This window comes from Flavobacterium sp. W22_SRS_FP1 (genome assembly GCF_052113685.1).
Classification (GTDB): Bacteria; Bacteroidota; Bacteroidia; order Flavobacteriales; family Flavobacteriaceae; genus Flavobacterium.
Genome location: NZ_JBGQOE010000002.1, coordinates 87,182 through 112,963 on the forward strand (window position 1 = coordinate 87,182; position 25,782 = coordinate 112,963).

Here is a 25,782-nt window from a genome sequence, read left to right on the forward strand (position 1 = left end):
ATTAGCTGTGCCTTCATTCTTAAAATTAAAGTAAATGTGATATCTTCGCAATCTCAAAAAGACAGGAAAGATTAGGAGGAGGTCAATTTTATGTCAGCTAGTTACCCCATTTTCTAATCTGGATGAGATTATTTGTACAGCTATAAAAAATAATACTCTTTTTTAGTTTCCAGCCCTGTAGTTCAACGGATAGAATGGGAGTTTCCTAAACTTTTGATCCGGGTTCGATCCCCGGCGGGGCTACTTTTTTAAAAACACAAAAAAGAATACCATATCTGAGGTCTTTTTTTCGTGAGCTGATAATCTCCGGCTTGCTAGCTCATTATTCGCTACTTTTTATTTTGATGATAAATTTTAAACAGAAGCAGTTTTATTTCACTGAGATTACACCTCTACAAAAGCTGAACTGGTCCTTCATTTTCAAATTTTTTTAAGATTCGAGTGACAACTAATCTTGTTTTACCCAGCTTATTTTAAAATATTTTATGTGTTATGTCAATGTTTTTACTGTTGTTTTTTTAAGCTCAAAATATGTTTTTTATTCGTTTTTAGTAAAAACCCTACAGCGTCACATATCCAACGCTACATTTTCCATAAAATTCCAATATTGCATAAACTTAGGAAACAAATATTATAATATATTTTATATTTTTAGCAACTTAAACCCTAAGCTTTGAATTTAGATTTATTAAATAAGTTTGACACGATATCTTTGATGGACTTGCAAATCAAAGCGCCTTTGATGGAAAGAGAGGACAAAAAATTTGTTATAACAACCTTACGAATCAACGACATATTGGCGGATTGCTTACTACATTATCAAATTCTAAAAATAGAAAACGATTTGTTTTTTAATTATAAAACAGCTTACTACGACACGAAATATTTGGATTTATATAAAAATCACCACAACGGAAAAGGAAATCGAAACAAAATTAGAGAACGATTGTATGTCAACAGCGGGCATAAATTTATAGAAATAAAAAATAAAACCAATAAAGGTAAGACCATAAAATGTCGATTAGAATCGAATTCGATTCTCGAAGCTGAAAAATTTGTTTTGAACAATTCCGGCCTATCTGTTTCCGATTTGTTGAAAACCTTGAGTTTAGAATACGGTCGTATTACCCTTCTTCATAAAACAAAACTAGAGAAAGTAACCCTAGATTATAATCTTCTATTTTCCAACGATAACGCAACCGCTATATATAAAAACATTGTAATTGCAGAAGTAAAAACAGAAAAAACTACTGATATTGAATTTTGTCGTATTATGAAAAAACATACTATTCGTCAAGGATCACTAAGCAAATATTGCTTAGGTTTGGTTACTTTAAATAGTCGAATTAAACATAATAATTTTAAACACAACTACAATAAAATAATAAAAATAAATAATAATGGGTGAATTAATTGATTTCTCTTTGGTCTATAAATACCTGATTAATTTAGTTACGGTAATCATTTTATTTCGGTTTATATATTATAAAAACTATGGGAAAAATGAATTATTTTTAACCTTTTTCGGATTTAACACTATCATTTTTTTCGTTTCTTATCTCCTTAATACAGTAGAGATTAGTACAGGGGCAGGTTTTGGATTATTTGCTGTATTTTCAATTTTGCGATACCGAACCGAAGGTATTTGTGCAAAAGATATGACCTACCTTTTTATAAGTATTGCCATAGGATTACTTACAGCTGTGGGGTCCAAAAGTTATATTGAATTAGAGTTGTTATGTTTTACCATTATTACCCTTGTGTTTTTATTAGAAAGTAGTTGGCTATTTTCAAGAGAATCTTCAAAAACTATTTTTTATGATAGTATTGCCCTAATAAAGCCAGAACAAAAAGAAGATTTTGTTGCAGAATTAAAACAACGAACGGGGTTAAACATTCATCGATTAAAAATTGATTCAGTGGATTTTTTAAAAGATTCGTGTAGCATTACAGTATATTATTATGAAAAATAAGTTCAAAATCCAATTGTTTACTTCAGTTCTACTATTAATTTTAACTGCTTCTAATGTTTTTTCACAAACATCCAAATCACATCCAAACGATTTTCAAGACTGGTTTGGGTCTACATTAAAAGTGGATTTACCAAATGGTTGGGAAGTACAAACAGACTATCAGGCCCGATTTATTAATGGAATTAATACCTACAATGCATCGTATTTAAGCTTAGGTGGAAGTAAAAAAATATCCAAAAACTTAGATTTATTGACAGATTATCGAGCTGCTTTTAAACAAAAAGGTGTTTATCATAGAGTTACTTTTGGTGCCGAAGCAACCAAAAATATTTCTAAATTTGATTTTGGCTTACGTGTTTTAATCCAAAATAAATTACAAGATTTCAATGATGTCCTTAAGGAAGACCAAAGAATTGGCTTCTGGCGCACTAGGCTCAAAATTGACTATGAAATATCTGATTTTATAAGTGTTTATGGGGCAACAGAACCCGTAATGAAATTTAATGGCGTCCATTTTGTTGACAATTGGAGAAATACACTTGGCTTAAAACTAAGTATCGCCAATCGTACAAAATTAAATCTTTATTATATGTACCGCCCAGATTATGCAAAAGCAACTTATAATCGACTGTATCAGGTAGTCGGCGTTAACCTAGATTATAAGCTCAAACTAAAAAAATCACAGGGCCATTATTTAATTAAAAAATAAAAGTTCATTAAAAGGCTAAAATCTGAGAATCCATCCATTGCAATCGGTTACTAAGGTATGTTTTCATATCATTTACACCATTATTGTAATCAAAATCAATTCCATTCCATTTAGTAAAATTTCTGCCGATAGCGTTATTAGCATTCAAAAATGAAGCAGTATTACTTGTCAAGCTTAATACATTAGGCGTACTCAAAACATCTGCCCTTAATGCTATCCAACGGTTTTTTAATTCCGCTTTAAATTTTGGATCTTCCATCAATCGTTTCCACCAAAAAGGCACCATCCAAGCATCTCCAGGATGATAATTATTATAGTTCATAATCCAATCGTCATAAGGAACGCTATTTCCTACGTTAGTATTATAGCCAATGTTTAAATCCCAGATTGGACCCATTTTTAATTTTTGCCCTCTCGCTTTTGACATATAAGTACTCAAACGATACCCATCAACATTGCCACAAACTTCATTAATTATAAAAAAATCCGCAAAACTTCTTAGATCAATATAATTAGTATAAGTTCTGGTATCGTTCGCAAAATTGTCATTGATCAAAGCTGTTTCAAATTCTTTTATGTATTTTTGAATATAACTTTTTTGAGCCGTATTAATTTTATCAGCACTGGGATAATCATAGACAAAATACGTTTCTAAATATTTATTAGAATGATAAGGAAGTCCATAAGCGGGCCAAGAAATTAGGTTTTTATTAATGTCGAAATCAGATCTAAAACTATTTAGCTCTGTATAACGGGCATCATCATCCCAATTGTTTAAATAATAATCTAAAGGGTGTGTTCCTAAAACATCCCCTCCAGAAGTTTTGTCAATTTTCAAAATATAACCACCAGTAATCCTTGTGTTATCTGTATCTGATGCCAAAAGAGTTTCTACATTAATACGGTCTGGGCCATGTTTTAATTTTTCCATTAATACATAAATCCCTAAATAAACGCCGTTTATTTCAAGTTCTACAAATTTAGAACGGCTGGAATAATTACCCATTTTTCGGAATAATTCATATCCTACATAATGATGCATCAAAGTGGGATCAAAAATTAAGTTATTACTAATTACGTCTCCCATTAAAATCCAATCTTCCTCTGCTGGAAATCCAAGAATACTTAAGTCAATATCTTTGCCACTAGCATCATGAGTTTCAACTCCAAATGATTTTTTATCTGAGATTCTATATGATGTTGAACCTCTATATTCTATGCCGATTGGAGTTTTAATTACTAATTTTTTATTCGTAAAAATCTTCATCTCAGCTGCAACCTTCGGCTCATTTAGAATTTGATTCGGACTTGTAATTTGTATGTAAGGGATCTCACTATTACCAATTTCCACGGCAAAATTTGCAACTTCATCAACATTTGAAATAGATTCATCTTTCGAACAACCTAATACTAAAAAAAGAATAAAAAACGGAATAATTTGTTTGGCTCTTATCATGTTGAATGTAATAAAATAATACTATTTAGATTTATAAAAATAATAAAAATTACCAAATAATCTGTTTTTTAGTCTTTTTTTGAAATAAACTAGGTGATTTTAAGAAATAAACGTAAGAAAAATTCTTTTATTCAAAACATTTTTACAAATAATTAATGACTTGAAGTTTTTCAAAATAGTTCAGTTCTCCCATTTTATCAACTGCTTTGAAGAACAACAAAATTGCAATACATTTACTTCGACCTATGTGCCTAGAAAACCACTATGTTAAGGGAAAACCAAAAAAATCGCTAACTAGAATGAATGCAATAAATAAAAACAAGGCCATAATTATTATGGGGGTTTCTGGATCTGGAAAAACCACCATTGGAAAACTATTAGCTAAAAAAAACCAGTTACCGTTTTTTGATGGGGATGATTTTCATTCAAAAGAAAATATTGAAAAAATGGCTTGTGGAAAACCACTAAACGATGAGGATCGCAAGGATTGGCTTTTGCAATTAAATCATTTGATACAGGAAAATGTAAACGCAAAAGGTTGTGTTATTGCTTGTTCTAGTTTAAAAAAAAACTACCGAGATATTCTTAGTGCCAATGTTCCAAATAACGTAAAATTTGTTTTTTTGCAAGGCAGTTATTCCGAAATTCTATCTCGAATGGAATCTAGAAAAAATCATTTTATACCTTCTAGCTTATTAAAATCTCAGTTCGAAACTCTAGAAATTCCACAAAACGCTTATTCTATTTCTATTATGCAAAATCCCGATAAAATGCTAACCAACATCCAAAATGAAATTTTTAATAAGTCTGAGATCGGATTAATCGGACTTGGTGTCATGGGGAAAAGTATCTCTAGAAATTTTATTTCCAAAGGATTTAGTCTTTCTACGTTTGATAAACATATTACAAGCACAGAAGAAAATATAGCTGCTGGTTTTAAGGCAGAATTCAAAGACTTAGCAGACACAAAACCTTTCGATGATCTAAAAGAATTTGTAGCCTCTTTACAAACCCCCAAAAAAATAATTGTGATAATTCCGGCAGGAGAGGCATCAGAGCAAATTATTGAAGAATTAAAAGATCTATTAGCTCCAAATGATATCATAATTCATGCCGGCAATTCGTTTTACCAAGATACCAATACTAGAAATCATGATTTGGCCGCAAAAGGAATTCATTTTATCGGTTGTGAGATTTCTGGCGATGAAGAAGGAGCTTTAAATGGGCCTTCACTTATGCTAAACGGCCCTGCAGGAGCCTATGAAGTTGTAGCCCCCGTTCTTTGTGCGATTGCAGCACAAGACACCAAGGGAAATCCATGCTGTACTTATGCAGCGAAATAAGGAAGCGGGGCGAATCTGGATAAACGGATGTATTATATGATCCGAATCAATGTAAGATTTAGTTCCGATTTTGAAAGTTGCGAAAAACATTCTTGCCTTAAAAAGTATTATCCCTAAATTATAAAATTGAAACCCGATCTTACTTCCATTGCAGCCATAGCTATTTAGGCAAGTATCACAATGACTCTTTTGAGCGAATCTATCAATTTTACTCACGGCTTAAACACCTAGAAATCAGTCGAAAATCTAATTCAAGCTCAAAGAGATTATTTTGGCGCACATACTTTTCAACGTTTTGATACCTCATCAGGACAATTTTTCACCATCGATGGATACGCTAATTTGTGATTTTTATTGTAAACTATAGCTTGGTAGAATGTAATCTAAAGTCATCACACAAATTATTCCAACCACCGATAATAGCGATTCCATCAAGGTCCAGGTTCGAAAAGTATCTTTTATCGAAAGCCTGAAATATTCTTTAAAAAGCCAAAAACCAGAATCATTCACATGAGAAAACATAATACTTCCTGCGCCAATGGCCAAAACCATTAAACTAGGATCAACCTGAATATGTTGCATCATAGGAGCTACAATTCCTGCAGTAGTCAATCCTGCAACCGTAGCAGAACCCAAACATACCCGGATAGTGGCTGCAATTATCCATGCCAAAAGAAGCGGATGAATGTTGAGATGTTCGAAGAAAACAGCAATTTGATCCCCTGCTCCACTCTGTATTAACACCTCCTTTAAAGCCCCGGAACTACCTATGATTAATAAAATCATGACTATTTCCTTAATCGCTTTTTCATAAATTCCCATCAACTCGGGAATTGATTTTCCCAATCGGGTACCTAATAAATAGCTGCTTATAATTAAAGACAAAATCATAACAATTGTTGGGTCCCCAATTGCTGCACAAAAATTGGCCAACTCTGATTCTTTCGAAAAGAAAAATGGGAGTATATTAGCAACAGAAATAATTCCTACTGGCATTAAGGCCGCTACAAAACTTATAATGACCGAAGGAGATTGCGAGGAAATAACTTCTTGTTTATAAAAGGTTTCGTCGTTGTTATTTCCAACATTTTTTATCGTTTTCGAAAACAAAGGCCCTGCAATAATGATGGAAGGTATCGCACAAAGAATTCCCAAGAATAAAGTCCTGCCCATATTAGCCTCAAAAACAGCAATTAATGCAACGGGGGACGGGTGTGGCGGCAAAAAAGCATGCGCCGCTGATAGGGACGCTAAAATAGGAAGTCCAACTAACATTGGTGAAATTTTATATTGGTAGACCAAAGAAAAAATTATTGGAATCACTAGCACAAAACCAATGTTGTAAAACAGCGGAATCCCAATTATAAAGCCCGTAAGCACCATACCCCACTGGACATAGTTCCGTCCAAAAAGCTGGATTATACAATCCGAAATAGTCTTTGCTGCACCACTTTCGGCAACTAACTTCCCAATCATGGCTCCCAAACAGATAACTATTAAAATGGAGGCCATCATATCTCCCATCCCTTTTTGTATGGCTGCTGAAATTTTAGAAAAGGGAATACCAAGCGCAAGTCCCGCTATTATAGCAATGATTAAAAAAGAGATAAAAGGGTTGACTTTTAATAATGTAATCAACAATATCAATGCGACAACAACTAAAAATAAAGTTAAAAACAATACCATAGGTCTATTTTAATAAAACATTCATTTAAAATTTAGATTCGTACATCCTTCTAATTCATTCATCCTTAGTTTAAAATAAGAATTTTGTGTTGCTAAGATATTATAATTATTAAATAATTGGCTGTCTTGGGTAAAAGTGTCTATTATCGACTTAAAGCAGAACGCTTTTTACGTAAAAATAATTACCCTTTATATATAGCACCTGCTAGTAGAAGCTAATAGAAAACCTGCGGTACAGCTCCCTTTTTAAAACCTCACAAAGAATTTGAAACGATAAAAACAAATAAGCCTCAAAACTTAAAAAAATGGCCCAATGTGAAAAATGTTTATATTTGACTTTAATTAAAACAAACTTTAATTCAATACTTATGAAAAATGAGTTATTATTAGTATACTATTTGTCATTATAATATTTATTAAATGATTTTTTAACTAATTTTTTTATTTAGTTGTAAAAAGTGAAAATTTAATTCTCCTTTAAAAATTCAAAAGGAATCGTCTGTTTTAAATTGAATAAAAAACGCATTTCCATGTAAAACACAGCAATATACAATAAAATGAAAAATGAAATTTACCTAATATTATCTATTTGTATATCCTTTCTGGGCTGTAGTGATGATAGTACAAGTACTCCAAAGGATCCAATGCCAATTATAACAACTACTGCATATAAATTGACTTTATCTACAGAGCCCGAGTTTCAAGTTGGGGCAAATTTAGAGCTAAACTATTTTAATGATATCACAGTTGGGGTTCTTAATTATTCTGCTACAAACATAAAATTAATTACTTCAGCAAATACAGAAACGGTAATTTTAGAAGGCTCGGATTTAAAAAACATAACCTCGTTTACTTCTATTTTAAAGCCATCCGTTGTAGATAACCATTCAGATACAAATGCAATAGATTACAACTATATTGGCTTAGGTCAAATATTAAAAGCGAAGGACAACAAAATTTATGGGCTATACCATGGTGAGTGGCATGATGGTTCCATTTTGCCCGGAAACGTACCCGGGTTTTACGGGTCAATAGGATTATGTATTTCAACCGATGGAGGAACTAGTTTTTCAAAAAGTACAACGGCTGTCATTCCAAACCTATACGACAAAAATTATAATAACGAATATGCAGATGGCGGGTATGGCGAACCTTCCTTGACCTTTAATTCAGATTCAACTGCCGTTTATTCCTACTTTGTTGATCATAATAGAACTGGAAAAGGAGTTAATATTTGTATGGTCAAATTTAATGTTCTAAGTACTGGTACCCCTGATTTTGAACATTGTTACTTTTTAAATGAATCCAATAATTTCACAACTAGTATTATTCGGCCCAAACAAATTGTTGCCGGCATTATGGGTAGCTCTGATGCAATATTTCCTCACGTAACTTATAATAAGAAAGCTAAAAAATACTTTATGGTTTATACCTTAAATGCATACACAGACTTCTTTACTTCAGGGCAGCCAGAACTATCTGGTATCTATATCAGAACTTCAAATGATGGTATCAATTGGAATACCGCTCCAACAAAACTAATTACAGATTTTGCAATTGCATTTAACACAACTTCAAGTTTTACGTGGCATCCAACTCTAATATATTCAAATAATGACCAATCTGAAGGCTATCTTCTGTACTCAAAATCTAAGTTGGGAATTGCAAAAGAATCACATAAAATGTGGGCCAGAAAATTTACGGTAAATTAGCTTAATTTTAATAGAGTTTGGCTTTCAATTCTTGCGATATTACTTCAGTTTTTTTAAGACAGTAAGCAAGCGTAAAGAGGTATCTTTAATTTCGATTACTAGCGGAGAAACAATGCAGTATTAAAAACTAAAACTCTAAATTGATTTGAATAATGGTAATTAAAAGAGCAAGGAAGTACAGAAATTTTTAAAACATCCTACCAATGACATAAATGGTTATATTTGATTTTAAATAATGCCGAATTTGATACTAAATTAGCAAACTGACTTTATAATTAACAGATATCTGTCATAAAAAACTACTATTATTGATATTTTTAAAATCATACTTTTATTGTTTTTCCAATAAAAATAAATCATCCTAGATATAATAACCCAATAGAAAGGGTCTAATAAAATGTCAGGATCAAAATGAGAAAAAAGCAAACTGAAGATACACTTAAGCGTATTTTCAATATTGAATAAAACTAAAAATAATTGAATCTAATAGTTATTTAATATGGGAAAAGAACTTTCGAGAAGAGATTTACTTAGAACCTTAGGGCTTGTTACTGGAGGATTATTGACTTTACCTTTACATGGATTTACAACACCGAACATTCGTTTGTATATACCAGATCCAATAAAATATCCAGCTCCAGACAAGGCCGTTACAGCAATTACTTTAGGTGCTGGAAATCGCGGGAATGTCTATGGCGGCTATGCTGTTCAATACCCTGATCATTTGAACATTATAGGAGTTGCTGAACCTATTGCTATTAGAAACGAGCGCTATTGCCAAAAACACAATATAACTGCCGAAAATAGTTTTCATACTTGGGAAGACGTTTTTGAACGTCCCAAATTTGCTGATGCCATCATAATTTCTACACCAGACAATTTACATTATGGGCCTTGCATGAAAGCACTCGCCATGGGATATGATATCTTGCTTGAAAAACCAATCGCGCCCACTGAAAAAGAATGCCGAGATATATTAGCTTTAGCAAAAAAAACAAAGCGAGTTGTGGCTGTTTGTCATGTCTTGAGGTATTCTCCTTATTTTATAAAATTACGAGAACTCATCCAAAATGGTACTATAGGCGAACTTATTAGTATTCAACATTTTGAACCCATTCAGCACATCCATATGTCCCATAGTTATGTTCGTGGAAACTGGCATAACAGCAAAGAAACTACCCCCATAATTCTTGCCAAATCCTGCCATGACCTTGATATTTTGCGCTGGATGGTTGGAGAATCTTGTGAAAAAATATCTGCTTTTGGTGATTTAAAATGGTTTAAAAAAGAAAATATGCCTGCAGGGGCAACTCCTCGCTGCATTGATGGCTGCGCCGTTGAAAAAAATTGTGCTTACAGCGCTTTAAAAATTTACTATCGTGACAGGCAACGAACTCATGTATTTGATTTACCAGATGAGGTAGAAAAACAAGGTGATGCCATTCTAGATCGTCTAAAAACAACTGACTACGGCCGTTGTGTTTATCAAATGGATAATGACCAACCGGATCATTATACTACCAATCTTCAGTTTTCTAATGGTGTTACTGCGGCATTCAGTATGGAAGCTTTTACTTCCTATGAAGGGCGACGTACCCGTATCATGGGAAGTCAAGGAGATATCGTGGGAGACATGTCTCAATTTACTTATACTAATTTTCTAACTGGAGAAAAGATAGAATGGGAGCTAACTAGTGATGCGCATGGTGGTGGTGATTGGAATTTAGTGTCCGATTGGATCCAAGCAGTATCTCAACAAAACTCTGCTTTGCTTTCTTCATCAATTGACGTATCTGTTGAAAGTCATATTATTGGATTTACAGCTGAAAAAAGCCGTTTAGAAGAAAAAACTAAAAATGTGGTATTGTAGGAAGTCAAAACCTCTCCCCATAAAAATATTTTATTAATTTCTATACTTGAAAAGGAGTCATTGCATCGCTTTTCATCAATAACACTACTATGGAGCAACTTAAAAAACGCTATTTATCATTAGATGTCTTTAGAGGATTAGATATAGCCCTAATGATAATTGTTAATTCTCCCGGAAAACAAGCCACTACTTTTGCTCCATTGTTACACGCCAAATGGCATGGGTTCACATTAACTGACTTAGTTTTTCCTACATTCTTATTCATAGTAGGTAATTCGATGAGTTTTAGCATGCCTAAGTATGAAGCTTTGTCCAATAACACTTTTTTTAAAAAAGTATTAAAGCGTACTGTAATCATATTTTTCTTAGGCTACTTGATGTATTGGTTCCCCTTTTTTGAAAATGGAGGCCTCAAACCCTTGAGTGATACACGAATTTTTGGCGTACTACAAAGAATTGCTTTGTGTTATTTCTTTGCTGCTCTTATTCTGCGATTTTGGAAAACTAAAGGAGCTCTTATTTTTAGTGCGATCGCGCTTCTTTCCTATCAATTACTACTTCATTCTTTTGGAGACCTCAGCCTAGCGGGGAATGCAGTCTTAAAACTAGATACTTGGTTAATTGGCGAAAGCCATATGTATCATGGGGACGGCATCGCCTTTGACCCTGAAGGTTTATTGAGCACACTACCAGCTATAGTAAATATAATTGCGGGTTATATAGCGGGTAAATTTCTACAAAAAAGCGGGCAAAATAATAAAACCATTGTCCGAATGACAATTCTTGGAGCTCTACTTATCCTGACCGCATTAGCTTGGGATACCATTTTTCCATTTAATAAAAAACTTTGGACAAGCTCTTTTGCATTACTCACCATTGGTCTTGACATTATAATTTTATCGGTACTAGTTTATGTTTTAGATATTGCGAAAAAAATTAAATGGACTTACTTTTTTGAAATACTGGGCAAAAATCCGTTGTTTATTTATCTGCTTTCAGAACTACTCGTAATTACTCTTTACCAATTTAAAATTAAAGGGGATTCTGCTTACGATTGGATCGCTGAAAACATATTCGTATCTCATCTTGGAGGCTATTTAGGCTCTTTAGGATTTGCACTTTCTATAATGCTATCTTGTTGGATCGTTGGCTATTTTTTAAATAAAAATAAAATTTACATCAAAATATAGGCCGATTACAAAAACCGGTTTAGAAACTAAATAAATGAACGCAAACTGATTATTTATTTAGGGATTCAATAAAAAAATTTCCAAACATGAGAGCCTTTTATAAACCATTTTAATCTCTCCTAATAAAGCTGTTTTATTCCATTTTATGAAGATCACACTCTATTTCTTATATTTGAAATGCTTTTAATAAAATGATGAAGGCAAAACCACAGATCTTTCAAATACAAAATAAAATTACTGACCAAAAATAAAAACCAAGTTATGAAAAAAAGTATAGTACTAACTGCCATTATTTCCATCATTGGACTTCAAAATTATGCGCAAAAAAAATGGTCAGAAACGCCTAAAAATTCTTATTCTATTGTTCAAAATGAAGGAGGGCTAGCTCTAGGGTATTCTCCCAAATCTGGTGTAAAAATAATTCAAGAAGATGGTTTAGCATTTAAAGATTTGAATAAAAATGGAATCCTTGATACTTATGAAGATTGGAGAAAACCTGTGGCGGAACGAGCCAAAGACCTTGCTTCAAAAATGACTACAGAGCAAATAGCCGGACTGATGTTATATAGTAGACACCAAGCCGTTCCTGCTCAAGAAGAAGGCAGGTTTGCAGGCAGCTATAATGGCAATCCTTTTTCTAAAAGCAATGCAAAACCGTCCGACTTGTCAGATCAACAAATTACTTTTTTAACTAAAGATAATTTGCGTCATGTATTAATAACGTCTATTCAAAGTCCCGAAGTCTCAGCAGAGTGGAACAATAATATTCAAGCATTGGTGGAGGGTATTGGTGTAGGTATTCCGTCAAATAATAGTTCTGACCCCAGAAATGGAGCTAATAAAGACTCGGAATACAATGCCGGTTCAGGTGGTTCTATTTCCCAATGGCCTGAGGAGTTAGGACTTGCTGCAACCTTTGATCCTTCGCTGACAGAATTATTTGGATCCATTGCCGCTAAAGAATACAGAGCTCTAGGAATTACTACCGCCCTATCGCCGCAAATAGATCTTGCAACAGAACCAAGATGGAATCGCTTTATAGGCACTTTTGGCGAAGACCCAAAATTAGCCACTGATATGGCAAGAGCCTATGTTGATGGGTTTCAAACGTCTTCAAAATCACTTAAAGCGTATCAAGGATGGGGAAATCAAAGTGTAAACGCGATGGTGAAACATTGGCCAAGTGGAGGTCCAGAAGAAGGAGGCCGTGATGCTCATTTTGCATATGGTAAATTTGCAGTCTATCCAGGGAATAATTTTCAAACGCATTTAAAAACCTTTATAGAAGGCGCCTTCAAATTGAACGGAGAAACAAAAAAAGCTTCGGCAGTTATGCCATATTACACCATATCTTTTGATCAGGATAAAAAATATGGAGAAAATGTGGGAAACGGTTTTAGCAAATATATTATTACTGATTTATTACGAGACAAATATGCGTATGATGGAGTTGTATGCACAGATTGGTTAATAACAGCCGATGAAGGTCCTACACCAGATGTTTTTGCTGGCAAATCATGGGGCGTTGAAAAGCTGAGTGTTGCAGAAAGACATTATAAAGTTTTAATGGCTGGTGTAGATCAATTTGGCGGTAATAATGACATCAATCCAGTTCTTGAAGCCTATCAAATGGGAATAAAAGAACATGGAGCCTCGTATATGAGAAATCACTTTGAACAATCGGCTGTTCGTTTACTTCTGAACATTTTTAGAGTTGGATTATTTGAAAACCCGTATTTAGACCCTATTGAAACCAAGGCAATTGTGGGCAAACCTGAATTTATGAAAGCGGGGTATGACACCCAATTAAAGTCTATTGTTCTTATCAAAAATCAAAATAAAACGTTGCCTATTGCAAAAGGAAAGACCGTCTATGTCCCAAAAAGAATTACTCCAGCAGCTATAAATTTCTTTGGTCAGCCAGTGCCTGAAAAAATTGAATATCCAGTCAATTTAGAATTGATTAAAAAATATTACACAATAACAGACAATCCTAAAAATGCTGATTTTGCTATTGTGTTTATCAAAAGCCCAATAAGCGGCGGTTATAGCAAAGCAGATAGAGAAGCGGGTGGCAACGGCTATGTTCCTAAAAGTTTGCAATTAAGTGATTATACTGCCCATGATGCTAGAAAACAAAGTATAGCAGCAGGAGATCCCGTTATTGATTCCACAATTACAAATAGATCCTATTTAAACAAAACCTCTAAATCAAATTCTTATCCAGATTTAAATACAATTCTTGAAACTAAAAAAGCCATGAATGGAAAACCAGTAATCGTATCTGTAACCATATCTAATCCAATGGTTTTTGGTGAATTCGAGAAAGAGATCGATGCGATAGTAGGTGATTTTGGAGTGCAAGTAGAAGCTTTAATGGATATCATTTCTGGAAAAACTGAGCCGTCCGCTTTGTTGCCTTTGCAAATGCCCATAAACATGTCTACTGTTGAAAAACAAATGGAAGACGTCCCTCACGATATGATTCCTTATCAAGATAATAATGGGAATAGCTATGATTTTGGTTTCGGATTAAACTGGAATGGTAAAATAAAAGATTCTAGAACTTCAAAGTATGAGATAAATAAAAAGTAAAACTATATCTGTTTTATATGAAAAGACCTTCCACCAGAAGGTCTTTTTTTACACATAAAATTAGGGTTTTTAAATAGTTATGAATTTTTATAAAATGGAAAATATATAACCATCTCATGATACTATTTTATTAGGATTTTCGTTAATTAAAAAGTTACCTTTGATCTTTATCTTTAGATTCATTTTATGAAAAACTCCGTTATCACCTTACTTACTCTATCTATTTTAATTGTCTTTTCAAGTTGTAATCAAGGTAAGTCTACTGCCGACGTAGTAAAAGTAACCGAGAAAAAAGTAGAAGTAAAAATAGATTCTGTAAAGAAAAAAATGGCCCCTACAATAGATACTGTAGACTATAACAAAAGAATGATTGCTATTAGCAATAATGACACTACTGGAAGGTGGCCGGTGAAAGCGCCCTATCCTTTGCCGGGAGCAATATTGCCTTACAACAGAATCATTGCTTTTTACGGAAATCTATATTCCACTAGAATGGGAATACTTGGAGAAATTCCAAGAAATCAAATGATTGAAAAATTACAAGGAGAAGTGGCTAAATGGAATGCTGCCGATTCTACGGTAAAAGCAATTCCAGCACTTCATTATATAGCCGTTACGGCTCAGGGATCGCCCGGATCAGCTAATATGTATCGTATGCGCATGCCTTTCAAACAAATAGACACTATTTTAAGTTGGGCAAAACCTATAGACGCATTGGTGTTTCTAGATATTCAAGTTGGACACAGTACTATTAAAGCAGAAGTTACAGAGCTAGAGTCCTATTTAGCACTACCCAATGTTCATTTAGGTATTGACCCTGAATTTTCTTTAAAAAACGGAGAGGTACCGGGTACAAAAATAGGGTCTTTTACTGCCGATGATATTAATGACGCCATCGATATTCTAGCAAAGGTTGTTCGTGAAAATAAACTGACGCCTAAAGTCCTTGTCGTACACCGTTTCACCCAAGGAATGGTAACCGACTATAAAAGAATAAAAACAGTTCCTGAAGTGCAAGTGGTAATGGATATGGACGGTTTTGGTAGCAGAGTTCTTAAACGCTCTAGTTACCTAAGGTATATCTACAGAGAACCCGTTCAATTTACCGGATTTAAATTATTTTACAAAAATGATAATTGGAACAATTCGCAAATTTACACTCCAACAGAGCTATTGAAATTCACTCCAAAACCAGTTTATATTCAGTACCAATAATTCACTATAACACGCTTTTATATTATGAAAAACATATCCTTTTTATTTTATATTGGACTTTTTATGGTTGGCTGTAACTCTAAAACCAAAGAACCAGAAACGAAAGTGCAAGTGCAAGCTGTAGTCGAAAAACCTATTATCAGCCTACCAGTAAAAAAAGACAATAGCACAGAAGCTATTTTGTCAAAAAAAGAGGTGCCTATCTTATGCTATCATAACATTAAGAATTTTGATGCCAATGCCGGTCCAATGACCAAAGTCTATACCGTAAAACCAGCTGCTTTTGCAGAACAAATGAAAGCCTTGGCTGATGCCGGTTATCATAGTATTTTACCAAATCAACTGTACGATTATCTCGTGCATGATGCCCCCCTACCTGAAAAACCGATCATGATTACTTTTGACGATACCAGAGGTGAACAATTTAGCATTGGAGCTACCGAAATGAATAAATACGGTTTCAAAGGAGTTTTCTTTGTAATGACGGTTTCGATCAACAGACCTAATTATTTGACTAGTGATCAGATTAAAAACTTATCAGATTCTGGACATGTTATCGCAGCGCATACTTGGGATCATCATATGGTGACGAAATATACTGGGGATGACTGGAATACACAGCTAATAAAACCTAAGAAAAAATTAGAAGACATTACGGGAAAACCAGTAGCTTACTTTGCCTACCCTTTTGGTTTATGGAATAAAGAAGCCATTCCTAAAGTAAAAGAAAGCGGCTACCAAATGGCATTTATTCTGTCCACCAAGCGAGATTCTATCGACCCACTTTACACGATTAGACGAATAATAGTCTCTGGTACTTGGTCAACCGAAGGAATGATTCGTTCTATGGAATCGTCTTTTGATAAATAGAGAATGTGAATTTCAGGAACTTGATAGTTATTCCTTATTTAAAAAATCGTAGGCTATAATTAATAAAAACTTCGATTTTGAATTTTTTTTTGAGCAGTGACTTCTCGAAACATTTCAAAACGAAAAGTTTTGAAACGCTCGAAATGACGAAAGTTATTATAGAAAAATGATTACGGCTAACTGCCTTACAATAGAACTTCATATGTGCTTTTCCACTCCGTTCCCACTAATCAATCACATATTACAAGCAAGTTATAGCGTTAGACTTTTAAAGCCTGCAGAAAGTAGCTACAGAAAAAAAGCAGCTCAGTTTCTATGAAACTCAGCTGCTTTTTTATTCTTGATACGCTTAGCGTTTACTTACTGCTAAGCCAACCTTGCGGGTTTGTGTAGGTGGTATTTTGTAACAGTAAAAATTTGATTACTGTTTTACCGGTATCACCGTTGGTTCTTACCCTTCCCAAAACTTGCTTTATGCTAATCTTATCTCCTTTAGTGACAGATACAGAACTTAAGTTTTGATAAATTGTAAAATAATCTCCATGCTGAATCATAACCGCTTTATTAACTGGGGATAAAACCATAACACTAGCCACTTCTCCTCCAAATACCGCTCTTGCCGAAGCACCTTCATTAGTTGTGATTTCTACTCCACTATTATGAATCACCAAAGTATTATAGATAGGGTGCGCTTGATCTCCATATCCTAATGAAATAAATCCTTTTTCAACGGGCCACGGTAAACTACCTCTGTTGGCTCTGAAATTATCCGCTATTAATTTTGCCTCAGGAGTAAGTTCAATTCTTGATGACGATACAGGCTCTTTGGCAACTGCAGCAGCAACCTCCTTAGGGCTTGCATTAGCGTTTTTTGCCAAGGCTCTAGCTTTGGCTTTCTCCAGTGCCGCTTTTCTATTTGCTTCAGCAATGGCTTCACGAATCAAGCGATCAATTTGTTTGTCAATTGTTTTTGACTCCCGTTGTTTTTTTCTGATATCAGATACAATTCTGTTTTTGTCTTTTTTAATAGAATTTACCAGCTTTTCCTGTTCTTGCTTTTCTTTTACCAAGCCAACTTTTTCTTTTTCATTTTCGGCAATTAATTTTTGTTTGGCAATTTTTTGGGCGTTTAATTTGTTGTTGTAATTAACCAGTTCAACGGATTTTGATTTTATTTCCTCTCCCTGATTTTTTCTGAAACTAGTGTATTGCTTTAAGTATTGCGCTCTTTTATAGGCCTGTAAAAAATTGTCCGATGATAATATAAACATCGCACGGCTTTGTTCTGAACGGCTTTTGTAAGATTTCACAATCATCTTTGCATAATCTTCTTTAAGAACTAACAATTCTTTATTAAGCTTATTGATTTTCATCTGATTAATATACATGTCATTTGCTAAATATTTAGCTTGCTTTTCTGTAGTGTTAATCAAGACTTCCTTCAGCCTTATCTTGTTCTTTTGAATCATAAATACATTCATCGCCGACTTTTCCTTAGACTTAACGGACTGCAATAACTTCTCGTTATCCCTGATTTCCTTTTGGATTTCGGCTTTACGTTGTTCTAATTTTTCTTGCTGAGAAGACTGACTCCAGAGAACAGAAGTCATGCATATGAATAGTAAGCTTACGAGAAATTTTGGCATCTTAAAAATATATTTGTGCAAATTTACTTAATTATAATCCTATTGTAACTATTTGGAACACTATATGGAAAAGAAAGTTCTTCATTAAATGTTATGGTATCATATTCCAAATTAATTACAGATTTCCCATTCTTTTGGTATGTATGAATAACAACAGTTGCCGGTAAAATAGCTTCTTTATATTCTTTAATATACGTATAGGCCACCTGAATCATTCTTTCTTCTGCAGTTTGTGTGATTTCTTGCCTATTGATGCTGAAGTCACTTGCATTTATATAAAACGTCTTTTTTGTATTATCATTTTCCTTATCATCAAGACGGTACAATTGATCCACTAATGACTCGGTGTATTTTCCTTTTTTCAAATCATCCAAAGCTTCACCCAAAAGCATATTCTGGATTTTATAAAAATCCAAATCAGTACCCAGCCACTGACTCAATGCGCTAAAATCACCTTCAAAGTAGGTTCCTTTGATTTTTTCATAGTAGCTCACCGAAGTTGGTGTTATCGATGCTTTGGCCATTGTAATTCCAAGAAAGCGTATACTCACCAATATTTGCTCGTCTTTCTTTATTCTTATTTCTGCAGTTACATTTTGAGATTGTCTCTCATCAGAATATTTTACGCCTGCCTTTATATATAATGTAGAAAAATCACTCTTATTGTCGTAATGGCTCGCTATTATGTTTTTTGCTTTCATGTAAATGACTGGTGTTGTCGCCGAAGCCACGACGGCTTTCGACTTACAAGAGACCATAAAAACTACCACTAATATTGCTAAAAATTTGTTCATTTAAATTTTATTTTTTTAATAATTGATTGGCTTTTGAGAAATAGAATTCTTTTTTCTTCGAGTCTCCCAAGCCGCTATAGGCTTCGCCCAATTGAATATTGAAATTAATTTCCAGTGTAGGGTCGTCTACCAAATAATCCAATCCCGTCTCCAATATATCTTTTGCTTTTTTAAATTGTGTCAATTGATTGCACCCCAAGCCCGCATAATAGTAAAACTGAGGTTGTGCGGGGAAAATATCAATCATTTCTACAGCGTTTTTGGTTAGTTTTTCAAACTGCTTGGTTTCGGTGTATGCTTGAAGCAAAAGTAAATTAGTTTCGATATCTACCTCTGAGCCTTTTTTATTTGCCAACTCGTAATAACTTACCGCTGAAACCCATTGTTTCTTGGTCTGATAAAACTTTCCTATTTCTTTTGCCACATTTATATCTGGGTCATTATCAAAATAAGCGATGGCTTTTTCCAAATCAGGCTCAAACTGTGGATTTGTATTTACAAAGATCAGAAACTCATTCAGAATCCGGTGCTTTATTTTGGAGTCTATTTTGGCACTGGCCAAAGCAATATTCATTGCTTTAACGGCCTTTTCGCCGTCATTGTTATCCAAATGGGTTTTAAACAAACTAACCTGAGCCCATTCGGACGTCGGGATTGCTAATTCCAGTTTCTTTGCTGTTTCGAGCACTTTGTCTGTTTCGTTGTTCTTAGAGTACAAAAAAATTAGCGAAAGATAGTTGGACTCCTCTCCAGGCTTAGCCTGAATTTGTGCCAATAAATTTGCTATTTCTGCATTCTGGTATTTTCCTTGAGAGAATATCTGCGCTTTATAGGCTTCCCTCCTGTCGGATTTTCCAGAAGTTTCGTCCAGCTCATTGATTACAACCAAGGCTTTATCATATTGATTTGTACTCATGTATAGAGAGGTCAAGTCTTCTTTAAATTTCGCATCAAAGCCTATTAATTTATTGATAACATATATCGCATTATTGAAATCCTTAGTTGCATAATTCACATCATACATACCAACCCAAAACCATTTGTTAGTAGGATCAATCTGTGTTGCATGTTCAAATGAGGTGTAGGCATTTTTATAGTCTTTTAATGCCAGGTAGTTTTTCCCTAATTCGAAATGAATTGTTCCATTTTCAGGTTCAATTTTCAAACATTGTTCTAAGGAAACAATCGCTTTGTCGTAGTTCTCAATGCCTTTTTGCTTAAGTGCCTCAAAAAAGTAATCTTGAAATTTATTTACCTCTAGCTTAATATCTTCCGGTTCCGTTTGTGCCAATAGCAATGCTGAATTGCTTAGCAAAACAAAAAATAGAATCAATAAACTCGATTTTTTCATTGAGGCCTTTATCATAGAAACGCAACAAATTAAAACTTGTTACAGTTGAATAAATTTTTAACTTTTTGTGTCGACCAACTTACTCTAATACTGAATAATCTCCTATGCTCACACTCGTAAAGTCACCTTTAAAAACAACATGATTTCCTATCATCGCATTGTCCAGATTAGCATTGGATATGTGTGCATGCGATTGAATCAAACTGTTTTTAATGCTACCCCCTAATACATGACATCCTTTTCCCAGAGACACGTTAGGCCCAACAGTTGTGTTTGTCAAAGAAACATCTTCTCCAATGAAGCAAGGTGGAATAATCGTTGAGTTTTCTAATCTTACAGTTCTGTGAACTAAATCAACACCGTCTTTGTGAAGAAACCCAAGCATCCTTGAGTTCGTCTCGACAGTTACATTTTTGTTTCCGCAATCCATCCATTCATCGACACTTCCTGTTTTAAAAACTTTACCATTAGCCATCATCGCTTTGATTCCGTCATTAATCTGGTATTCGCCTCCGTTTTGAATGTTGTTGTCCAAAACAGTTTGCAATTCTTTTCTCAAATCGCCCACTTCTTTGAAGTAATATATCCCGATAACAGCTAGATCACTCACAAATTCGGCCGGTTTTTCTACCAATTCTGTAATTTCATTATTTTCATTCATCTTAACCACTCCAAAAGCTTCCGGCTTTTCCACTTGTTTTACCCATATTACAGCATCTGCAGCGGGATCTAAATCAAAATCAGCTCTGATAAGCGTGTCTGCATAAGCAATTACTGCAGGTCCCGACAAAGAATCTTTGGCACACATAATTGCATGCCCAGTTCCTAAAGGTAAATCCTGACGGTAAATAGAAGCTTTTGCCCCTAAACCTTCAGCTAGTTCCTCTAAACTTTTTACCACGTCATCTCCAAAAAAAGCTTCGTCACCCAGAATAAAGGCGATCTCTTCGATAGGTTCTTTTAATATTTTAGCAATATCTTCTACTAATCGGTGGACTATAGGTTTTCCCGCAACAGGAATTAATGGCTTGGGAACTGTTAACGAATGTGGGCGAAGACGTGAACCACGACCGGCCATTGGAACTATAATTTTCATTTTTTGTCTTTTATTTAAACGCAAACTTCACAAAGAATTTTCGCAAATATCGCTGAGTTTATTATTGTTTTATTTTTTTAACCACAAAGATCGCAAGGTTTTACGCAAAGATCGCTAAGCTCTCTATATTTCAAATAGTAACTCGATTCCGCTCTGACTGAAAACTGAACACTGCTTACTGAATACTGAACACTGAGAACTACTTCACTCCTGTACTTCCGAACCCGCCTTCTCCTCTTGAAGTTTCGGATAATTCTTTTACTTCAATCCAATCTGCACGCTCGTGTTTTGCGATAATGAGTTGGGCGATGCGTTCTCCGTTTTGGATTACGAAAGCTTTATCGGATAAATTTACTAAAATTACCCCAATTTCCCCTCGATAATCGGCATCGACAGTTCCGGGACTGTTCAAGACGGTAATCCCGTTTTTGAAAGCCAGTCCGCTTCTTGGTCGTACCTGTGCTTCATAGCCTATTGGCAATTCGATAAAAAGACCTGTTTTAACGACCGTTCTTCCCAAAGGTTCCAATGTTACTGGTTCGATTAGATTAGCCCTCAAATCCATTCCTGCAGAAGCTACTGTTTCGTAGTTTGGTAAGGCATGCTGTGATTTATTGATGATGTTTATTGTCATTTTTTTAAATTTTAATTTTGAGTTTTTTAGCCGTGATGGGAGCGAAAAGCCATTTGAAATAAAATTAATTTTTTCCTGGCCAGAAAGAGCGACCGAAAGGAGCTCCTTTGTGGCCGTGGAAAAAACAATTTTATAAAAATGCTTGCAGCATACAGCGCGAATGGCTACTAATTATCTTTAGGTTTTTGATCCTTTTATGATTTTTATTAATGTTTCTTTTTCGTGATAATAAATGAAATACAGGAATGCTATAAGCAATGAAATTCCAACAAAATAGTTTTCCCTGAACCCATAAAATGATACGGCCGAGAAGAATATCGACAAGGCGAGATACCCTCCAATTTTCTTCAAGTCATAAGGAATGGGGTAGTATTTATTGCCGAGATAATACGAAATAAACATCATGCTACCGTAAGCCGCAATAGTCGCAATGGCCGAGCCATAATAACTCATTGTGGGAATCAGTAAAAAATTAAGCGCCAAAGTTATTATCGCTCCCACAATAGAAATATAAGCTCCATAATATGTTTTATCGATCAGTTTATACCAGACCGAAAGATTTGTGTAAATCCCCAGGAAAAAGTTGGCCAGAATGATCAGAGGCACTACTTTCATAGCTACCCAGTAGGAGCTATCGCGAATCATCAGGAGTTTGAACAAATCAGCAAAAACAATCACCGACAATAAAATGAAAGATCCGAAAATCACGAAATACTTAGTTACCGTTGCGTAGGTTTGCGGAGCATTTTTGTCAGTAGAATGGCTAAAAAAGAACGGCTCAATCCCCAAGGTATATGCGGTTCTATACAAAACCATGAACAAACCTAGTTTGTAACAGGCGGAATAAACCCCCACTTCAGACTCGGCGATACTTGCAGGTAGTAATTTAACCAACAGAATTTTATCAAACTGTTCGTTAATAGCGAATGCAATTCCGGCTACCAGTATTGGCAATCCATAACCCATCATTCGTTTCCATAAATCAAAGTCAAATTTCCATTTTAAGTACACATAATCCGGCGATAATGCGACAAAAGTCAACAAGCTGGCAACGATATTGGCAAGGAATATATATCCGATTTGGAAATCTTCGACATACAGAGAGCTCAATAAACCATTTGGACTTGCTTCAATCAGTTGTGGGAAATAAAGTAAAAAAAGAACGCTAAGAATTAAATTAATAAGTACGTTCCCAATTTTAATGACCGCGTACACCATGGGTTTCTGGTAGGCCCTTAATTTTGAAAAAGGGATAATTACCAAGGCGTCCAGTGCTAGAATCCAAATCGTATAACCAATGTATTGGGCATCTACTCCTGACCACATCGATAAATAGTTTCGGGATAAAAGAGCGATGAATAAAAATGAAATTGTGGTCCAAAAAATAGAAACCATAGAAGTTTCGACCACCGACTCTTTATTAGATTCCTTGCTATAAAACCTAAAAAAGGCCGTTTCCATACCATACGCTAGAATAACATTGAAGAATATCATAAAAGCAAAAATAACTGACAGCTTTCCGTATTCTTCTTTGGGTAGCAAATCAGTATATAACGGCACTAGCAAAAAGCTGAACATCCTCGGCAATACCGTGGCGAGTCCGTAAATGACCGTTTGTTTAAAAAGCTTCTTATATAATCCCAAAATATTGTCTCTAATTACTGTTTAAAAAATCAAAAATAACTAATTCTTTGGTTTATTCCTTTATGGAGAGCAATTCATTACTTCTCAGTAATCCCCGTGAGCTTAAAAAAAATAGTTTTGTTGTTTTTCTTGTATTCCAATATGGCTTCGTCTTTTTTTAATTTAAATTTTGGTTTGACAATTATCGGGGCTTTGTTCCCATATTCATTTTTGCTATCACTATCTAAAATTAAATCTTGTATTACTTTCGCCTGAGAAAAATGAGCAACGTATTTCTTGTTGGATTCCTTTTGAATTACAGCCTCTTGATTTCTGAAATATACTTTTTGTAAACGCAGCTCTTCGGAAAGCGGCTCTTTAAACTCCATGTGAAGATTAAGCCTAATAACTTCAGGCTGATTATCATCAGCCACAAAATCATAATAAACCTGCACTATTTCTTGTGTAAAGTCTATTTCCCTTTGATGATTAGAGCCACAAAAAGGGAAACATAAAACACTTAGCGTTATTAAAACTGTTTTTTTGAAAAACTTCATTTGAAAGTGATTTAAGATAGTCCCTCTTCGTTCAATATTTTTAAAAAATGAAAGCCTTTAGGAACAAAGCCTTGATTGTAATAAAAACGGTGTGCCGTATAGTTTCCTGTATAAGCATCAAGTACTGTCATGGTGCAGCCTTCCTCTCTGGCTTTGACATCAACATAATCCGTCAGCATCTTACCCAATCCTTTACAACGATGATCTGGATGAACAATAAAATTGTCGATTTCTATATATTTTCCGCACCAAAGTTTAACTCCCGTCCAGAATCCGGTTACAGCAATGCATTCGCCATTTTCAAAAATCCCGACCTGTTTGTAATTATGGGGCACCATTTCTTTGAGGAAGCCTTCGTATTTTTCGACAGTAAATGTGGGATATGAAAAACGCATTACTTCAATATTCTCTAGCATTTCTTCTATCGTAGTCAGTTCCTTAATATCCACTTGCATTGCAGTATCTAGTTAAATTAAAAGTCAAAATTAATCAAAAAAAGAGCCACGTCTACCGTGGCTCTTAAATATATTCCTTAAATAAATTTTATTTATCCATTTAAAGCCTCAGCTCCACCTACGATCTCAAGGATCTCATTAGTAATAGATGCCTGACGTGCTTTATTGTATGTCAATTTCAATTGATTTCTCAAGTCGGTAGCATTATCTGTCGCTTTGTGCATGGCAGTCATACGCGCACCATGTTCAGAAGCAAATGAGTCACGAATCGCTTTGTAAAGTTGTGTTTTTAATGATTTTGGAATCAGAGTCAACACAATTTCCTCTTTTGAAGGTTCGAAGATATAATCACCTGTTGAAACCGGTACATCAGATTTTATAGGTGCTAAAGGCAAAAACTGCTCTACTTGAACAATTTGAGTCGCAGCATTCTTAAACTGATTATAAATTAGCTCTATCTTATCGTATTCTCCTGTAATAAATTTTTGAGTTAATGTTTCTGCAATTACAGCAACATTGTCAAAAGTCAAATCATCATAAACATCACTTTGATTGTCAACGATTGAATTTGTTTTTGTCAATACATCGTTTCCTTTTTTACCGATAGCAAAAATATCAACTTGTACTCCAGTGTAAAATTCTGAACGCTTTTTAGACTCCTTTATTACATTTGAATTAAAAGCACCACATAAACCTCTATTAGAAGTAATGGAAACCACTAAAACTTTTTTTATTTCACGCTGTGTTGTAAACTCACCACCTGCATCACCTTCAAGTGTAGCAGAAAGATTTTGTAGTAATTCCGTCAATTTTTCGGCATAAGGACGCATTGCTGTAATCGCATCTTGTGCTTTCTTTAGCTTTGCTGCAGAAACCATTTTCATCGCTGATGTAATTTGCATCGTAGATGAAACGGAAGTAATTCTATTACGGATTTCCTTTAAATTTGCCATTTTATTTATAGTAAAGAGTGATTCATGAAAAGTGAATAGTCAAACTACTCACTT

Annotated in this window: 22 protein-coding genes and 1 tRNA gene; 12 read left to right on the top strand and 11 right to left on the bottom strand. The window is 34.4% G+C overall.

Features of this window, described 5'->3' with window-relative positions; translation table 11 throughout:
- Nucleotides 1-171: 171 nt before the first annotated feature.
- From ACEN2H_RS01710 to ACEN2H_RS01725, 4 genes are all read left to right on the top strand, one after another.
- Nucleotides 172-243 (top strand) — tRNA-Arg (locus ACEN2H_RS01710).
- A gap of 430 nt (nucleotides 244-673) precedes the next feature.
- Nucleotides 674-1,408 carry a VTC domain-containing protein gene (locus ACEN2H_RS01715; protein ID WP_441729782.1) on the top strand — a complete coding sequence of 245 codons (735 nt, stop codon included), beginning with the start codon at nucleotides 674-676 and terminating at the stop codon, nucleotides 1,406-1,408.
- Entirely contained in the window at nucleotides 1,401-1,973 is a 573-nt protein-coding gene (locus tag ACEN2H_RS01720; RefSeq protein WP_441729785.1) for a DUF4956 domain-containing protein, read from the top strand. The genes ACEN2H_RS01715 and ACEN2H_RS01720 overlap by 8 nt, the downstream gene beginning before the upstream one ends.
- Complete coding sequence (locus ACEN2H_RS01725; protein WP_441729788.1) at nucleotides 1,963-2,682, top strand: DUF2490 domain-containing protein; 720 nt, start codon at nucleotides 1,963-1,965, stop codon at nucleotides 2,680-2,682. Before ACEN2H_RS01720 ends, ACEN2H_RS01725 begins: the two co-directional genes overlap by 11 nt.
- 7 nt (nucleotides 2,683-2,689) lie before the next feature.
- Here ACEN2H_RS01725 and ACEN2H_RS01730 read toward each other — a convergent pair whose 3' ends face one another.
- Complete coding sequence (locus ACEN2H_RS01730) at nucleotides 2,690-4,138, bottom strand: CotH kinase family protein (protein ID WP_441729790.1); 1,449 nt, start codon at nucleotides 4,136-4,138, stop codon at nucleotides 2,690-2,692.
- 299 nt (nucleotides 4,139-4,437) lie between these two features.
- Between ACEN2H_RS01730 and ACEN2H_RS01735 the strand changes: the two genes are divergently transcribed.
- Both ACEN2H_RS01735 and ACEN2H_RS01740 read left to right on the top strand, forming a co-directional pair.
- Nucleotides 4,438-5,481 (top strand): gluconokinase, GntK/IdnK-type, encoded by a 1,044-nt coding sequence (locus tag ACEN2H_RS01735; RefSeq protein ID WP_441729792.1) that lies wholly within the window; start codon nucleotides 4,438-4,440, stop codon nucleotides 5,479-5,481.
- Between the two features lie 249 nt (nucleotides 5,482-5,730).
- The gene (locus tag ACEN2H_RS01740) at nucleotides 5,731-5,829 is read left to right on the top strand and encodes a hypothetical protein (RefSeq protein ID WP_441730111.1); all 99 of its coding nucleotides are present in this window, start codon (nucleotides 5,731-5,733) and stop codon (nucleotides 5,827-5,829) included.
- A gap of 3 nt (nucleotides 5,830-5,832) precedes the next feature.
- On the opposite strand, the gene ACEN2H_RS01745 is transcribed toward ACEN2H_RS01740, so the two are convergent.
- The gene (locus ACEN2H_RS01745) at nucleotides 5,833-7,167 is read right to left on the bottom strand and encodes a GntP family permease (protein ID WP_441729794.1); all 1,335 of its coding nucleotides are present in this window, start codon (nucleotides 7,165-7,167) and stop codon (nucleotides 5,833-5,835) included.
- A gap of 557 nt (nucleotides 7,168-7,724) precedes the next feature.
- On the opposite strand from ACEN2H_RS01745, the gene ACEN2H_RS01750 reads away from it, so the two are divergent.
- The 6 genes from ACEN2H_RS01750 to ACEN2H_RS01775 all read left to right on the top strand — a co-directional run bounded on the left by ACEN2H_RS01750 (nucleotide 7,725) and on the right by ACEN2H_RS01775 (nucleotide 16,619).
- The gene (locus ACEN2H_RS01750) at nucleotides 7,725-8,879 is read left to right on the top strand and encodes a hypothetical protein (protein WP_441729797.1); all 1,155 of its coding nucleotides are present in this window, start codon (nucleotides 7,725-7,727) and stop codon (nucleotides 8,877-8,879) included.
- 499 nt (nucleotides 8,880-9,378) lie between these two features.
- A complete protein-coding gene (locus ACEN2H_RS01755; RefSeq protein WP_441729799.1) occupies nucleotides 9,379-10,749 on the top strand; it encodes a Gfo/Idh/MocA family protein in 1,371 nt (456 codons plus the stop codon).
- A gap of 89 nt (nucleotides 10,750-10,838) precedes the next feature.
- A complete protein-coding gene (locus ACEN2H_RS01760) occupies nucleotides 10,839-11,939 on the top strand; it encodes an acyltransferase family protein (RefSeq protein ID WP_441729801.1) in 1,101 nt (366 codons plus the stop codon).
- A gap of 261 nt (nucleotides 11,940-12,200) precedes the next feature.
- Nucleotides 12,201-14,534: a glycoside hydrolase family 3 N-terminal domain-containing protein gene (locus ACEN2H_RS01765; RefSeq protein WP_441729804.1), complete on the top strand. Its 2,334-nt coding sequence runs from the start codon at nucleotides 12,201-12,203 to the stop codon at nucleotides 14,532-14,534.
- A gap of 186 nt (nucleotides 14,535-14,720) precedes the next feature.
- On the top strand, nucleotides 14,721-15,749 hold the full coding sequence (locus ACEN2H_RS01770) for a hypothetical protein (RefSeq protein WP_441729806.1): 1,029 nt from the start codon (nucleotides 14,721-14,723) through the stop codon (nucleotides 15,747-15,749).
- A gap of 24 nt (nucleotides 15,750-15,773) precedes the next feature.
- Complete coding sequence (locus ACEN2H_RS01775) at nucleotides 15,774-16,619, top strand: polysaccharide deacetylase family protein (RefSeq protein WP_441729808.1); 846 nt, start codon at nucleotides 15,774-15,776, stop codon at nucleotides 16,617-16,619.
- Nucleotides 16,620-16,975: 356 nt separating this feature from the next.
- Here ACEN2H_RS01775 and ACEN2H_RS01780 read toward each other — a convergent pair whose 3' ends face one another.
- From ACEN2H_RS01780 to atpG, 9 genes are all read right to left on the bottom strand, one after another.
- Nucleotides 16,976-18,265 carry a murein hydrolase activator EnvC family protein gene (locus tag ACEN2H_RS01780; protein ID WP_441729811.1) on the bottom strand — a complete coding sequence of 430 codons (1,290 nt, stop codon included), beginning with the start codon at nucleotides 18,263-18,265 and terminating at the stop codon, nucleotides 16,976-16,978.
- A 23-nt stretch (nucleotides 18,266-18,288) separates the two neighbouring features.
- Nucleotides 18,289-19,059 carry a DUF4292 domain-containing protein gene (locus ACEN2H_RS01785; protein ID WP_441729813.1) on the bottom strand — a complete coding sequence of 257 codons (771 nt, stop codon included), beginning with the start codon at nucleotides 19,057-19,059 and terminating at the stop codon, nucleotides 18,289-18,291.
- A 7-nt stretch (nucleotides 19,060-19,066) separates the two neighbouring features.
- Nucleotides 19,067-20,410, bottom strand: coding sequence for a tetratricopeptide repeat protein (locus ACEN2H_RS01790; protein WP_441729815.1), 1,344 nt, complete (start codon nucleotides 20,408-20,410; stop codon nucleotides 19,067-19,069).
- Nucleotides 20,411-20,489: 79 nt separating this feature from the next.
- A complete protein-coding gene (locus ACEN2H_RS01795; protein ID WP_441729817.1) occupies nucleotides 20,490-21,506 on the bottom strand; it encodes a sugar phosphate nucleotidyltransferase in 1,017 nt (338 codons plus the stop codon).
- A 199-nt stretch (nucleotides 21,507-21,705) separates the two neighbouring features.
- On the bottom strand, nucleotides 21,706-22,140 hold the full coding sequence (gene dut, locus ACEN2H_RS01800) for a dUTP diphosphatase (RefSeq protein ID WP_441729819.1): 435 nt from the start codon (nucleotides 22,138-22,140) through the stop codon (nucleotides 21,706-21,708).
- A gap of 177 nt (nucleotides 22,141-22,317) precedes the next feature.
- The gene (locus ACEN2H_RS01805) at nucleotides 22,318-23,784 is read right to left on the bottom strand and encodes a lipopolysaccharide biosynthesis protein (RefSeq protein WP_441729821.1); all 1,467 of its coding nucleotides are present in this window, start codon (nucleotides 23,782-23,784) and stop codon (nucleotides 22,318-22,320) included.
- Between the two features lie 77 nt (nucleotides 23,785-23,861).
- Nucleotides 23,862-24,320 carry a hypothetical protein gene (locus ACEN2H_RS01810; RefSeq protein ID WP_441729823.1) on the bottom strand — a complete coding sequence of 153 codons (459 nt, stop codon included), beginning with the start codon at nucleotides 24,318-24,320 and terminating at the stop codon, nucleotides 23,862-23,864.
- Between the two features lie 11 nt (nucleotides 24,321-24,331).
- Nucleotides 24,332-24,775 carry a GNAT family N-acetyltransferase gene (locus tag ACEN2H_RS01815; protein WP_441729825.1) on the bottom strand — a complete coding sequence of 148 codons (444 nt, stop codon included), beginning with the start codon at nucleotides 24,773-24,775 and terminating at the stop codon, nucleotides 24,332-24,334.
- 92 nt (nucleotides 24,776-24,867) lie between these two features.
- Nucleotides 24,868-25,728, bottom strand: a complete 861-nt coding sequence (atpG, locus tag ACEN2H_RS01820) for an ATP synthase F1 subunit gamma (RefSeq protein WP_441729827.1) — start codon at nucleotides 25,726-25,728, stop codon at nucleotides 24,868-24,870.
- Between the last annotated feature and the right edge of the window lie 54 nt (nucleotides 25,729-25,782).